This window comes from Pseudomonas sp. NPDC089752, assembly GCF_044748725.1.
In the GTDB taxonomy this organism is placed as follows: domain Bacteria; phylum Pseudomonadota; class Gammaproteobacteria; order Pseudomonadales; family Pseudomonadaceae; genus Aquipseudomonas.
The window spans coordinates 309,503-324,056 of sequence record NZ_JBIVGP010000007.1 but is presented as its reverse complement, the minus strand read 5'-3'; the positions used below and the strand labels follow the sequence as shown (position 1 = coordinate 324,056).

9 protein-coding genes are annotated in these 14,554 nt (G+C 62.2%); 6 read left to right on the top strand and 3 right to left on the bottom strand.

Annotation, left to right across the window (positions count from 1 at the left end; genetic code table 11):
- Nucleotides 1–74 precede the first annotated feature (74 nt).
- Nucleotides 75–2,183 (bottom strand): molybdopterin oxidoreductase family protein, encoded by a 2,109-nt coding sequence (locus ACIPZF_RS14580; protein WP_400800432.1) that lies wholly within the window; start codon nt 2,181–2,183, stop codon nt 75–77.
- A 365-nt stretch (nt 2,184–2,548) separates the two neighbouring features.
- On the opposite strand from ACIPZF_RS14580, the gene argF reads away from it, so the two are divergent.
- Together argF and ACIPZF_RS14570 are read left to right on the top strand one after the other, a co-directional pair.
- Complete coding sequence (gene argF / locus ACIPZF_RS14575; protein ID WP_400800429.1) at nt 2,549–3,469, top strand: ornithine carbamoyltransferase; 921 nt, start codon at nt 2,549–2,551, stop codon at nt 3,467–3,469.
- Entirely contained in the window at nt 3,466–4,575 is a 1,110-nt protein-coding gene (locus tag ACIPZF_RS14570) for an ABC transporter ATP-binding protein (protein ID WP_400800427.1), read from the top strand. Before argF ends, ACIPZF_RS14570 begins: the two co-directional genes overlap by 4 nt.
- Before the next feature lie 39 nt (nt 4,576–4,614).
- Here the strand turns inward: ACIPZF_RS14570 and ybaK are convergent, their stop codons facing one another.
- Nucleotides 4,615–5,085, bottom strand: coding sequence for a Cys-tRNA(Pro) deacylase (ybaK, locus tag ACIPZF_RS14565; RefSeq protein WP_400800424.1), 471 nt, complete (start codon nt 5,083–5,085; stop codon nt 4,615–4,617).
- Nucleotides 5,086–5,386: 301 nt separating this feature from the next.
- On the opposite strand from ybaK, the gene ACIPZF_RS14560 reads away from it, so the two are divergent.
- From ACIPZF_RS14560 to glpD, 4 genes are all read left to right on the top strand, one after another.
- The gene (locus ACIPZF_RS14560; RefSeq protein WP_400800422.1) at nt 5,387–6,238 is read left to right on the top strand and encodes an MIP/aquaporin family protein; all 852 of its coding nucleotides are present in this window, start codon (nt 5,387–5,389) and stop codon (nt 6,236–6,238) included.
- Between the two features lie 41 nt (nt 6,239–6,279).
- Entirely contained in the window at nt 6,280–7,779 is a 1,500-nt protein-coding gene (glpK, locus tag ACIPZF_RS14555) for a glycerol kinase GlpK (protein WP_400800419.1), read from the top strand.
- A 101-nt stretch (nt 7,780–7,880) separates the two neighbouring features.
- On the top strand, nt 7,881–8,636 hold the full coding sequence (glpR, locus tag ACIPZF_RS14550; protein WP_400800418.1) for a DNA-binding transcriptional repressor GlpR: 756 nt from the start codon (nt 7,881–7,883) through the stop codon (nt 8,634–8,636).
- A gap of 173 nt (nt 8,637–8,809) precedes the next feature.
- Nucleotides 8,810–10,348, top strand: coding sequence for a glycerol-3-phosphate dehydrogenase (glpD, locus tag ACIPZF_RS14545; RefSeq protein ID WP_400800415.1), 1,539 nt, complete (start codon nt 8,810–8,812; stop codon nt 10,346–10,348).
- Here glpD and ACIPZF_RS14540 read toward each other — a convergent pair whose 3' ends face one another.
- Nucleotides 10,349–14,464, bottom strand: coding sequence for an NEL-type E3 ubiquitin ligase domain-containing protein (locus ACIPZF_RS14540; RefSeq protein ID WP_400800412.1), 4,116 nt, complete (start codon nt 14,462–14,464; stop codon nt 10,349–10,351).
- Nucleotides 14,465–14,554 lie beyond the last annotated feature (90 nt).

Here is a 14,554-nt window from a genome sequence, read left to right as displayed (position 1 = left end):
CTTTCCGACACGGTCGTCGGCACGGTGACGCATTGTATCGGAAAGCCGAGCAACGTGCTCGGCCTTGCCACGCCTCAGGCGGCCTCCACTTGCACGGGCACGCCATTGAGTGCCGCGTTACCCGAAACAGCATCACGCAGGTGCTCGTCGGTCAGGTCGTTGGCACTGACGCCAAGTTGTGCCTGGGCGATCTGCAGGTGCACGCCCTGGCGGCCATGACCGAAGCCATGGGGCAGGCTGACCACGCCTGGCATCATGTCCTCACAGGCCTGCACCTCCACTTCGAGGGAACCGGTGCGCGAACGGATGCGGACCCGCTGACCATCCTGCAAGTGCCGCTGGAGCAAATCCTGAGGGTGCATCAGCAGCTGATGACGCGGCTTGCCTTTCACCAGCCGATGGAAGTTGTGCATCCAGGAATTGTTGCTGCGCACATGCCGTCGGCCGATCAACAGCAGATCGCCCGCTGCCGGCGGGGCCTGCTGCGCCAGCCGAAGCAGGTCATCCAGTACGGCCTGCGGCGCCACCTCGACGGCCTTGCTGGCAGTGCTCAGGCGGGCGCTCAGGTTGGCGCGCAAAGGGCCGAGGTCAAGGCCATGGGGATATTCATCCAGCGTGCCGAGCGAGAGCTTCCAGTCACTCTCGTCGCCATACCGGCCTTTACGCAACGCCAGGTCGATCATCTTCGCTGGCGCCAGGGTGGGCTTGAGTTCCAGGCCAGCACGCTGGGCGAACGCCTGCGCCAGGCCGACGAAGATTTCCCAGTCGTGCAGGGTGCCAGTCGGCTTGGCCAGGATCGCCCGGTTGAAACGGGTGACATTGCGTACCGCCAACAGGTTGAAGGTACTGTCGTAATGATCGTTCTCCAGTGCCGAAGTGGACGGTAGGATCAGGTCGGCGTGGCGGGTCGTTTCGTTGATGTACAGGTCGATGCTGAGCATGAACTCCAGCCCTTGCAGGGCCGTGTCCAGCTGCCGGCCATTGGGCGTCGACAACACCGGGTTGCCGGCAACGGTCACCAGCGCCCGCACCTGCCCTTCGCCCGGGGTCAACATCTCCTCGGCCAGGGCGGCCACCGGCAACTCGCCGGCATACTCGGGCAAACCGGACACGCGGCTCTGCCAGGCATTGAAGTGGCCGCCTGAAGTGCTCGCCACGAGGTCGACGGCGGGTTCGGTACACAGTGCCCCGCCTACGCGATCGAGGTTGCCAGTCACCAGGTTGATCACTTGCACCAGCCAGTGGCACAGCGTGCCAAAGGCTTGGGTCGACACGCCCATGCGGCCATAGCAAACGGCCTTGTCGGCTGCGGCGAAGTCACGCGCCAGTTGGCGGATAGCACCCGCTTCGATTCCGCATAGCGCGCTCATCGAGTCGGCAGTGAATGGCGCGATTGCCTCGCGCACCTGCTCCATCCCCTCGACCGGCAGATGCGAGCCACGCGCCAGGCCCTCGTCGAACAAGGTGTTGAGCAGACCGCACAACAGCGCCGCATCGCCACCGGGTCGAATGAACAGGTGACGGTCCGCCATCGCCGCCGTTTCACTGCGCCTTGGGTCCACCACAACCAATGTCCCGCCCCGGGCCTTCAGAGCTTTCAAACGTTTTTCCACATCCGGTACGGTCATGATGCTGCCGTTGGAGGCCAGCGGGTTGCCGCCGAGGATCAGCATGAAATCGGTATTGTCGATGTCCGGGATCGGCAACAGCAGGCCGTGGCCATACATCAGATAGCTGGTCAGATGCTGGGGCAACTGGTCCACCGAGGTGGCGGAAAAGCGGTTACGCGTCTTCAACAAGCCGAGGAAGTAGTTACTGTGGGTCATCAACCCATAGTTGTGCACGCTGGGGTTGCCCTGGTAGACGGCCACGGCATTGCGCCCATGGGCCTGCTGGATCGACCAGAGCTTGTCGGCAGCCAGGGCGAATGCGTCCTCCCAGCTGATGGCGTGCCACTGCGTGCCTATTCGCCGGTGTGGTTGGCGCAGGCGGTCGGGGTCGTCCTGGATATCCTGCAGCGCCACCGCTTTGGGGCAGATATGGCCGCGACTGAAAGGGTCCTGGGGGTCGCCTTTGATCGAGCTGATGCGCGCCCGCCCATCGTCTTCGAGGCTGACTTCGATGTTCAGCCCACAGATCGCCTCGCACAGGTGACAGGCACGGTGATGCAGGATCTTGGTCATGGCCGCCTCTGCCTTTCGTTGTTGTCGAATGCCGACTATGCGCGCTGCCCCTGGCCCCTGCCAGTGCGCTTCGCGACGTGAATCCCCCGACATCAGGCGCGCGATTCGCGCCGGCCATTTGCCAAACGGCCAGAGAGCCGTGTAAAACCCCTGTAGCAAATAAAAAACAGCACAGGCACCATGGGTAAAGACACCCTTTGCAACAGAGCCGCTGTTTCCCCTCTTGGTTTCAGGCGACATTTAATTATAGTATTGCGCCTTTCCCTATTTCGTCCGCCCCGTGCGGCTTACGCCGCAGGTCACTCCCGTTGTCAAAAAAAACCATACGGTCGACCTGCATACCGTTGCAGATAAGGTAGTCAATCATGAGCGCTAGGCACTTTCTCTCCCTGCTGGATTTCACCACCGACGAATTGCTCGGGGTGATCCGCCGAGGCATCGAGCTGAAGGACCTGCGCAAGCGCGGCGTGCTGTTCGAACCGCTGAAAAACCGTGTACTGGGGATGATCTTCGAAAAATCCTCGACCCGTACCCGCGTGTCGTTCGAAGCCGGCATGATCCAGCTCGGCGGCCAGGCGATCTTCCTGTCCCCGCGCGACACCCAACTGGGCCGTGGCGAGCCGATCAGCGACAGCGCCATCGTGCTGTCGAGCATGGTCGATGCGGTGATGATCCGCACCCACGCCCACAGTACCCTCACCGAATTCGCCGCCCATTCGCGCGTGCCACTGATCAACGGCCTGTCCGACGAATCGCACCCGTGCCAGCTGCTGGCCGACATGCAGACGTTCCAGGAGCACCGCGGCTCGATCCAGGGCAAGACCGTGGCCTGGGTCGGCGATGGCTTCAACATGTGCAACTCGTACATCGAAGCCGCCCGGCAGTTCGACTTCCAGCTGCGCATCGCCTGCCCGGAAGGTTACGACCCGGATCCACGCTTCATGGCGCTGGGCGGCGAGCGCGTGCAGATCGTCCGTGACCCGCGTGAAGCTGTGCGCGGTGCACACCTGGTGACCACCGATGTCTGGACTTCCATGGGTCAAGAGGAGGAAACTGCACGGCGCCTGGCGCACTTTGCGCCATACCAGGTCACCCGCGCACTGCTCGACCTGGCGGCACCCGACGCCCTGTTCATGCACTGCCTGCCCGCCCACCGCGGCGAGGAAATCAGCCATGACCTGCTCGACGACCCCCGTTCGGTCGCCTGGGACCAGGCTGAAAACCGCTTGCATGCACAGAAGGCCCTACTCGAATTCCTTGTCGAACCGGCTTACCACCACGCATGAGTCAACCCCTACTGCTCAACCTGCGCGACCTGGCCTGCGGCTACGGCGACCAGCGCATCGTCCAGAACCTCAACCTGCACCTGAACGCAGGCGACATCGGTTGCCTGCTGGGTTCTTCGGGTTGCGGCAAGACCACCACCCTGCGCGCCATCGCCGGCTTCGAGCCGGTGCATGCAGGGGAGATCCAGCTGGCCGGCGAGGTCATTTCCCGCGCCGGTTTCACCTTGTCGCCGGAAAAACGCCGGATCGGCATGGTGTTCCAGGACTACGCACTGTTCCCGCACCTGACCGTGGCGCAGAACATCGCCTTCGGCATCGCCAAGCACCCGAAACAGGCGCAGGTGGTCGAAGAGATGCTCGAACTGGTCAAGCTCGGCCGCCTGGGTGGGCGCTACCCGCACGAGCTGTCCGGTGGCCAGCAGCAGCGTGTCGCGCTGGCCCGCGCGCTGGCCCCCGAGCCGCAGTTGCTGCTGCTCGACGAGCCGTTCTCCAACCTCGATGTGGAGCTGCGTCGGCGCCTCAGCCATGAGGTGCGCGACATTCTCAAGAGCCGCGGCACCAGCGCGATCCTGGTTACCCATGACCAGGAAGAAGCTTTCGCGGTCAGCGATCATGTGGGCGTATTCAAGGAAGGACGGCTGGAGCAGTGGGATACCCCCTACAACCTCTACCACGAGCCGCAAACGCCGTTCGTCGCCAGTTTCATTGGCCAGGGTTACTTCATCCGTGGCCAGATGAGCAGCCACGAAGCGGTCAATACCGAACTTGGCGAATTGCGCGGCAACCGTGCGTACATCATGGCGCCGGGCAGCTCGGTGGACGTGCTGCTGCGTCCTGACGATATCGTGCATGCCGCAGATAGTGCACTGCGGGCCAGTATCGTCGGCAAGAGTTTCCTGGGTGCATCGACGCTGTACCGCCTGCAACTGCCGACCGGCAGCCAGCTGGAAGCGATCTTCCCCAGCCACATCGATCATCAGGTGGGCGAGGACGTCGGGATTGCCGTCAAGGCTGACCACCTGGTGCTGTTCCCGGTGCCAGGCAGTGTCGCGGCGCAGTTGCCCCGCCAGGAAAGCGGGGTTCGCCGCTACAGTTCGGCGACCTGAATTCTCAACGATGGGGCCGCTATGCGACCCCATGCCATCTCAGCCCCTACCGATCCCGGCAAACGTCCCTTGGGTATGTTGAGCCAGCACCGCCGCCGCCAATTCCACTTCCAGCCCTCGCCGCCCGGCGCTGACATGGATGGTTGCAAAGCTTTGCGCCGAATCGTCGATGAAGGTGCGCAGACGTTTCTTCTGCCCTAGCGGGCTGATCCCACCCACCAGATATCCCGTGGCCCGTTGCGCCGCCGCCGGGTCGGCCATCTCGCACTTCTTCACACCGGCGGCAAGGGCCAGCGCCTTGAGGTCCAGCGTCCCGACCACGGGCACGACCGCCACCAGCAGCTCCCCTTTCTCGCTGCTCGCCAGCAAGGTCTTGAACACCTGCTGCGGATCGAGCCCGAGCTTTTCCGCCGCCTCCAGGCCGTACGACGCCGATTTGGGGTCATGTTCATAACTGTGCACACGGTGCTCGGCGCGGGCTTTTTTCAACAGGTCGAGGGCGGGGGTCATGCAGGGCTCCGGTCTTGTACAGATCGGCGGCTACTTTAGGACAATTCCCACATCCCAGCCAGTTCACCTCCCACGCCCCTGTCTAACTCGCGGATTCAAGGGTGCAAAGGCCGTCCAATTCGTGACCGACCGTTCACTTTCGACCTTTGACATAAGCGTTTCTTGTCTATATTTTTTCGTTTCTGAATAAACGGTGCACTCTTAAGGTGCATTCCTATAGATGCCCGATGCCAATGGGGATAGGCACCGGGCTTTGCTGTCGAGCGCCAAGCGCCTCACAACAAAAAGAACGAGGTCATACATGACGACTGCTCTACGCGAACCCACATTGTCCAGCCAATGCCTGGCCGAATTTCTCGGCACGGCGCTGTTGATCTTCTTCGGTACCGGTTGTGTTGCCGCCCTCAAGGTCGCGGGCGCCAGCTTCGGCCTGTGGGAAATCAGCATCATCTGGGGCGTTGGTGTGAGCATGGCGATCTACCTCACCGCGGGTATTTCCGGCGCGCATCTGAACCCGGCGGTGAGCATCGCCCTGACCCTGTTCGCCGGTTTCGACAAGCGCAAGCTGCCGTTCTACATGCTGGCGCAGGTCTGCGGTGCGTTCTGCGGCGCGGCACTGGTGTACACCCTGTACAGCAACCTGTTCTTCGATTTCGAACAGGCCCACGCCATGCTGCGAGGCAGCGCCGAGAGCCTGGAACTGGCCTCGGTGTTTTCCACCTACCCGCACCCTTCTCTGTCCACAGGCCAGGCCTTCCTGGTCGAAGTGGTGATCACCGCCATCCTCATGGCGGTGATCATGGCCCTGACCGACGACAACAACGGGCTACCGCGTGGCGCCATGGCGCCGCTGCTGATCGGCCTGTTGATTGCCGTGATCGGTAGCGCCATGGGCCCGCTGACCGGCTTCGCGATGAACCCGGCCCGCGATTTCGGGCCAAAACTGATGACCTTCCTGGCCGGCTGGGGCGAAATCGCCTTCACTGGCGGTCGGGACATTCCCTATTTCCTGGTACCGGTGTTCGCACCGATACTCGGCGCTTGCCTGGGTGCCGCCACCTATCGTGGCCTGATTGCCCGCAACCTGCCGGCGGCGCAAAGCGCGAACCCTGAGACAAACGACAATCGCCAGGGCGATACTCAAGCCAACTGAAGCTGACGCCCTGACCTCCTCTTTTTGCAAGGCCTACGACCATGACAGACACCCAGGATAAGAACTACATCATCGCCCTGGACCAGGGCACCACCAGTTCGCGGGCCATTATTTTCGACCGCGACGCCAATGTGGTCGGCACTTCTCAGCGCGAATTCGCCCAGCACTATCCGCAAGCCGGCTGGGTCGAGCACGACCCGATGGAAATCTTCGCCACGCAGAGCGCCACCATGGTCGAAGCCCTGGCCCAGGCCGGCATCAGCCATGCCCAGGTAGCCGCCATCGGCATCACCAACCAGCGCGAAACCACCGTGGTATGGGACAAGGAAACCGGTCGCCCGGTCTACAACGCCGTGGTCTGGCAGTGCCGGCGCAGTACCGAGATCTGCGCGCAACTCAAGCGTGATGGGCATGAAGACTACATCCGCGAAACCACTGGCCTGGTAACCGACCCTTACTTCTCCGGCACCAAGCTGAAGTGGATCCTCGACAACGTCGAAGGTGCCCGCGAACGTGCCGAACGTGGCGAGCTGCTGTTCGGCACCGTCGATACCTGGCTGATCTGGAAGTTCTCCGGTGGCAAGGTGCATGTCACCGACTACACCAACGCCTCGCGCACGCTGATGTTCAACATCCACAGCCTGCAGTGGGACGACAAGCTGCTGGAAATCCTCGGCATCCCGCGGCAGATGCTGCCCGAAGTACGTCCGTCGTCGGAAGTGTATGGCCATACCAAGAGCGGCATCGCCATCGCCGGTATCGCTGGCGACCAGCAATCGGCACTGTTCGGCCAGATGTGCGTGGAGCCGGGCCAGGCCAAGAATACCTACGGCACCGGCTGCTTCCTGCTGATGAACACCGGCGACAAGGCGGTGAAGTCTTCCCACGGTCTGCTGACCACCATTGCCTGCGGCCCACGTGGCGAAGTGGCCTACGCCCTGGAAGGCGCAGTCTTCAATGGCGGCTCCACCGTGCAGTGGCTGCGCGACGAGCTGAAGATCGTCAACGACGCGCTGGACACCGAGTACTTCGCCAGCAAGGTCAAGGACAGCAACGGCGTGTACCTGGTACCTGCTTTCACCGGCCTGGGTGCCCCGTACTGGGACCCGTACGCACGGGGTGCGCTGTTTGGCCTTACCCGTGGTGTGAAGGTCGATCACATCATCCGTGCCGCGCTGGAATCCATCGCCTACCAAACCCGCGACGTGCTCGACGCCATGCAGCAGGACTGCGGCGAGCGCCTTTCGGAGTTGCGTGTCGATGGCGGCGCGGTGGCCAACAACTTCCTCATGCAATTCCAGGCCGACATCCTCGGCACCTGCGTGGAGCGCCCGAAAATGCGCGAAACCACCGCCTTGGGTGCTGCCTACCTGGCAGGCCTGGCCTGTGGTTTCTGGGGCAGCCTGGACGAGCTGCGTGACAAGGCGATCATCGAGCGCGAGTTCAGCCCACAACTGGACGACACCGAGAAAGAGAAACTTTACGCCGGCTGGAAAAAGGCCGTCGAGCGCACCCGTGACTGGGAAGATCACGAGGCGTAACACAGGTTGGGGCCGCCAGCCGGCCCCAATGCTCCACTGGTCGTCATCCCTTTCCTACGGCATCATTGCAGAATTTGTCCGGCTGCCCCCAAGGACCGCCCATGAATCTGCCCCCACGCCAACAACAAATCCTCGAACTGGTGCGCGAACGCGGCTACGTCAGTATCGAAGAAATGGCACAGTTGTTCATTGTCACGCCACAAACCATCCGGCGTGACATCAACCTGCTTGCCGAACTCAACCTGCTGCGCCGCTACCACGGCGGTGCGGCTTATGATTCGAGCATCGAAAACACCGCCTATGCCATGCGCGCCGACCAGATGCGCGATGAGAAGCAGCGCATCGCCGAAGCCGTCGCTCGGCAGATTCCCGACCATGCCTCACTGTTCATCAACATCGGCACGACCACCGAATCGATTGCCCGGGCATTGCTTAATCACAGCCAGCTGAAAGTCATCACCAACAACCTGCACGTGGCTGCGATCCTGGCGGCCAAGGATGATTTCGAAGTGCTGGTGGCCGGCGGCACGGTACGCCGCGATGGAGGGGTGGTGGGCCAGGCCAGCGTAGACTTCATCAGCCAGTTCAAGGTCGATTACGCCCTGGTCGGTATCAGCGGCATCGATGAAGACGGCAGCCTGCTGGACTTCGACTACCAGGAAGTACGGGTTTCGCAGGCGATCATCGCCAACGCCCGGCAAGTCATTCTCGCTGCCGACTCCAGCAAGTTCGGGCGCAACGCCATGGTACGCATGGGTTCGATCAGCCTGGTCGACTGCCTGGTAACCGACCAGACACCTACGCCTGGCCTCACCCAACTGCTCAATCAGTACAAGGTCCGCTTGGACGTGGTCTGAGTCGTGACGGGCCGCCGCAGCGGCCCCTTATTTTCATAAATGTTCATTTCGTTGTCATCTGATCAGTTTTTTCTATAAAGACTGACTGGCGACCGCGCTTCTATTGCGCTAGTATTTTCGCAAACGAACATTGATGTTCACTTTCGATGTGAACAAACCAGGAGGCCTTGCCCGTGTCCCAGCCCGTTTCCTCCCAGCCCCCACTCGCCGACTGCTACGATCTCGCCGTGATCGGCGGCGGCATCAATGGCGTGGGCATCGCTGCCGATGCTGCGGGGCGCGGCCTGGATGTATTCCTTTGCGAAAAGGACGACCTGGCGCAGCACACCTCATCGGCCAGCAGCAAGCTGATCCATGGCGGCCTGCGCTACCTGGAGCACTACGAATTCCGTCTGGTGCGCGAAGCCCTGGCCGAACGTGAGGTGTTGCTGGCCAAGGCCCCGCACATCGTCAAACCGATGCGCTTCGTCTTGCCGCATCGCCCTCACCTGCGTCCAGCCTGGATGATCCGCGCCGGCCTGTTCCTGTACGATCACTTGGGCAAGCGCAAACGCCTGGGCGCCTCGCGCGGCCTGCGCTTCGGCCCGGGTTACCCGTTGAAGCCGGCGATCACCCGTGGATTCGAATATGCCGATTGCGCTGTCGATGACGCACGCCTGGTGGTGCTCAACGCGATGGCCGCTCGTGAAAATGGGGCCCACATCCATACCCGCACTCGCTGCCTGCGTGCCGAGCGTATCGATGGCCTGTGGCAGGTCGACCTGCAGATGGCTGACGGCAGCCTGCGCAGCATCCGAGCGCGTGCCCTGGTCAACGCAGCCGGCCCCTGGGTCGCCAGCTTCATCAAGGACGACCTCAAGCTCGACGCGCCTTACGGCATCCGCTTGATCCAGGGCAGCCACATCATCGTGCCGCGCCTGTACGAAGGTGAACATGCCTACATTCTGCAGAACGAAGATCAGCGCATCGTTTTCTGCATCCCCTACCTGGATCGCTTCACCCTGATCGGCACGACCGACCGTGAATACAGCGGTGACCCGGCCAAGGTAGCGATCAGCGAGGAAGAAACCGACTACCTGCTGAACGTGGTCAACGAACACTTCAATCAGCCGCTGAGCCGCGCCGACATCCTGCACACCTATTCCGGCGTTCGCCCCCTGTGCAACGACGAATCGGACAACCCTTCGGCCGTCACTCGCGACTACACCCTGGCCCTGTCTGCCGAGGCAGGCCAAGCACCCCTACTCTCGGTGTTCGGTGGCAAGCTGACCACCTATCGCAAACTCGCCGAGTCGGCGATGGCTGAACTCAAGCCGTTCTTCACCCAGATGCGTGGCAGCTGGACCGCTTTGGCACCGTTGCCGGGCGGCGAAAACATGACCACCAGCCTGGCGTTGGCCGATGCCATCCAGGCACGCCACGGCTGGCTGGCGGCCGATATCGCCAAGCGCTGGGCTCAGACCTACGGTAGCCGTGTCTGGCAACTGCTTGACGGCGTTGAGGGGCCGCAGGATCTGGGCCAGCCGATCGGTGGCGGCCTGTTCAGCGTTGAAGTGGATTACCTGCGCCGTGAGGAGTGGGCAATCGATATCGACGACATTCTCTGGCGCAGGACCAAACTGGGGCTGTTCATCAGCGCCGATGAGCGAAACGTGCTGGCGGATTACCTGCAGCGCAAGCAGGCCACTCCAGCACGTACCTGCGCGGCATGATCAGGCGTGCAATCGTTGCTCGAGCTCCTGCGCCAGCGTAAGCAGCAGGTCATCCTGAAGCGCGGCGAGCTCGGCACTTAGCGCCCTGCCCTGCTCGTCGAGCATCGCTTCAGTAATGCGTTGGGCAGCGCAGTCCTCCTCGAGCTCAGCGTAGCGTTGATAGAACGGCTCACTGATATCTTCGAAACGCTGCCAGGCAAGTCGGCGCGCCTGCTCGCGCCAGAAAGGCCGCTGGCTCAACGAGGCTACCAGGGTATCGGTCGTTTCGTTTGCCAGGACGTTCGCCTTCACTTTTTGCAAATCGCCTCGGGTCACATGAGCGTAACTTTGGTAGTGCATCTTGCGCGTCACCACTGGCAACTCCAGCTCGCGGGCCAGATTGACCCGCAGGCACAGCGTCACTTCCAACGGATCCACAATGTGCCGCGCTTGCTGGCGCAACTGCTCAATGTGCCGTTCGGCCTGCTCATTGACCTGGTCCAACCGCCAAAGCCCACGACCGTGCCTCCATATCGCCATATCGAGCTGATCCATCGGCACATCTTCGAGTGGTCGCTCTGCAACAAGATTCACCTCCATTTGATCGAGGATCATCAACAGCTGATCAGCGCAGGTTCGTGGGCCGGAGGCTTCCTCGAACAGACGTCGACGCATGGATTCGTGCTGCGCGCAGTAGTCGAGGATATCCCAGACGCGTCTGCGGTAGTGGATGGGGGATCTCTGGAAGTCCTCCTGACCGGCAAAGTCCGCCAGAAAGCGGAACAGGCCAGCCGAACCCTCGGCTTCACGCAATGTCTGCCAGGTCAGCGCTCGCTGCGGATCGGCAGCAGGGCCTATCCACTGGTCACGCAGTTGATCATCGACGGCCTGGTGTCGGTAAGAGGCACTGCCTGGTTGCCCGGCGGCCACACCGCCTGCGGCTTCATCCAGTAACGCCGCGCTGGCTTGGTCCAACGGATTATCGTGCAAGGACAATCCCGCAACCTGCGAGCGAAGGGTCAGCAAGTCCGCGCGCACCTGACGGATCTGATTATCGCGAAGATCCACCCATGCGTTTTCCGGCAAACCGGCGGGGATCCGATCCAAACCAGTCGCCCTGAGCCTCAGCGTACCGAGATTGAACAACCCGGAAAGCTCGGGTGCACGCCCCAGCGGGTTGTCGCTCAGGTCCAGCAAGCGAAGGTTACGCAGCGCCGACAAGCGCTGATTTCCAGCACTGGTGACTTCGATCTGGTTACCTGCCAGGTGCAATTGCCTGAGTTTTCTCAAATACTCGATCCCCGCAGGGATCGTAGAAAGGCGGTTGTCCGTCAGGTCGAGTTCTACCAGATCGGGAAAACGCGCCAGAAAATCGCTGTCGATCTCTGCCAGCTCCATATCGCGCAAAATCAGGCGTTGTACATGCCCGTAGGAAATATCCTGGGGCAGCACTGGCAAGGCACCGACGCGTTCTCCCTCCACCTCCAACACGTACTCTCCAGCATCGTTGGTGATTTTCCGTCGCCAACTGCGGCGCAGCTGTTTGGCCACGCGTTGCCGGCGCAAGGCGTCCCGTGGGTAGTGCCAGCGTCCACTCCAGTCGTTCAGCGCCGTGCGCAAACGGCTAAGCTGGTCTTGCAGGTCGGCGTAGTGCTGCCAGAGATCGCCGCTTCGAGACATCACGTCGAGCAGGTACGCCTGCATTTGATCCTCGTCCAATGTCGGGAAAATCCGATGGATGCCGCACCGGATCGCCCGCCTGCCACCGCCCGGCCTGCCGCTGAGTGGATACCCGAGCCGGCCATCGGCAAAACGCTGAGGGGGACGCCAGCCCCGGCCTGTCGGTGCCATGCCAATCATGTTGGCAACACGTTCGCGGTCCTGACCTGCGAGCCGTGCGAGGCGATCGCCCAGCGCCTGTTCATCCAGCGCCGCGCTGGCCAGAATGCGCTGCTGGGACGCGGTCATGTTCTGCATGAGACTGCCTAGCAGGCTTCCAGCCTCATCCCCCCCGACCTTCGAGCTGTACCCCATGGGGTGACGCACGATCAGCACCACTTCATTGGCCTGCGCCGAGCCCCACGAAGCCCGCAGTTCACCCGCCGGGCCACCCTCACGCAGCTCCACCCTGACCGACTCCGGCCAGGCCGCCAGCGTGTCGACCAGACCCAGGGCAAGCTGCTCGGTGTCGGCATTGGCCGCGCGGTCCAGACGCAGCCCGGCACAGGCCCGATCGATGCGACTTTCGCGCAATTGCCAACGTATACGCTCCAACAGGCTCAGGGGAATGCGCTGGGTATCCACGAGCCGTTGCTGCTCGAGCGTGCTGCTGTGCTCGAGCACCTCCCGAGCGCCGCTACGCGATAGCGAGGGAAATTGGCGCATCAACACGGTCTCTTCAGTAGCCGGTGCTGGCCAGCGCTCGCGCAGCCACGCATCCAGGCCGCCCCCTCGCAACTGGGGCTGTTGCCTGTGAGCCGTGTACAGGTCGTGGGCCTCGAGCAGCCGCGATGGCGCCTGGGCGCGCTCTGCAAGCAAGCGGCGCAATTGCTTGGGCTCAAAGCCTGTGGTTTCCAACAGGTGGGCAGCGGCTTGGTCGGTGACCTTGGCCAATTTTCCACCGAACTGCCGAATGAGCAGGCTATCGCCTTCAAGGTACTGAGGTTGAGTGGCCATTCGCATCAAGCGCACCTGACCTGAGGCGTGGCGCATGGGAGCCAGCTCATCGACGAGCGCGAAACGGTCAAAGACCTGCGCCGCCATCGAACTGCCTTTGGCGATCAATGCATTCACCAGCACCGTTTGCGCGACATTGAACAGATGTTCCAGCGCTTGCCTGCGGTCGCCGATCACCCAGCTTTCATAACCTTCATAAACTTCGTCGGCAATCTGCACCGCTGTCACTGCCAGCAACACTTCACCCAAGACCGGCACGAACAGCGCAGCGAGCCCGAGCACGCCAAACCCCAGCTCCTTGTATGCATCGAGGCGCTGACGCCGATCTTGCGCGTCTTCATCTCCCGTAGGTACCGCCAGGACGCGCGCGTCGTCGAACAACTTTTCGATCTGCAGGGTGCGCAGGTGCTCACGCAACGTAGTGGTAATCGGCAGGTTACGCCCGTCGAGTTGCAGTGCAGAGGCTTGGCTTTGCACCTGTTCAAGCAAGGCGCCAGCAAAGCTGGCCCGGTCACGCTCGCTCAGAAAACGGTAGAAGAAGGTTCGATAGTCCGCATCGCGCAGGCGTTCGCCCAAGGCATCGTATAGCGCCTGCCAAGACGCATGCTGCAACACCGATTGCTGCGGATCGCCCGGAATCCAGGCAATCACCTTTTGCAGTGCAGCGTCGGCGCCACCCTGTAGTTCCAGGGTCACGATGCCGCGCATGCATTTACCCAGTAGATAAAGCTGACGGGCAGCTACTTGCCCAGGCACCGCTGGCACCTGGGGTTTGCCTGCAAACAGGGGTAACAGCTGCAGGAAGTCGTGCTCATCGAGAACGCCTTTGAGTGCGGCAATGCGTATGGCGACTTCAAAGTGCGCTTGCTGGCTGTCTTCGAACAACTGCTCCACTGTCTGGGCCGTGTCGCCATGCTCGTGCCCAGGCTGGTCGAGCGGTCTGAGGCGGGTTTCCAGCAATGCCTGGTACTGGCCGCCCACATCCACGCTGCGACACAAGCCGGCGAAGGCATGGAAGCCTATCGGGATCACGCTGCCATCGGCTGCGCGCAACTCCCCTTTCAACAGTATCGAAGGCCGTGTTTCGCTTACATGGAAGTTGTGCAAGGCGGCGGCAAGCAGCCTGCGCGAGGATTTGCGTTCAATCTCGCGCCTGGGCAGGTTGGGTGCGGCAGTGGGTGCCTGGACCCGCTGGGTGAGATGCAAAGTGCCACGCCGTAGGTCGACAGGGGTGACCCCACGCTGAGTCAACGCAGCCTGCAACAGCGGTTCGGCAAAGTCATGCGGGGCCGGGATGGCGTTGATCACTGCGCCCAGGCGCTGGGCCGCCTGGTCTTGGCGGGCCAACGCGGCGTGCAATGCAACCAGGCGTTCGGGCTTGTCGCCAGCAATGAGCCAGGCGGGTAACCGTTGTGCAATGAGTGTATCGATAGAATCGGGATCGAAAGGCGGCTGAGGCATAGGACGGCTCCGTGATGAGTCGCCCCATGACACCTGCTTGCGCGTGGGGTTGGGCGTTACTTAGTGCTCGCACCCCTCGTTCGGTTTTCC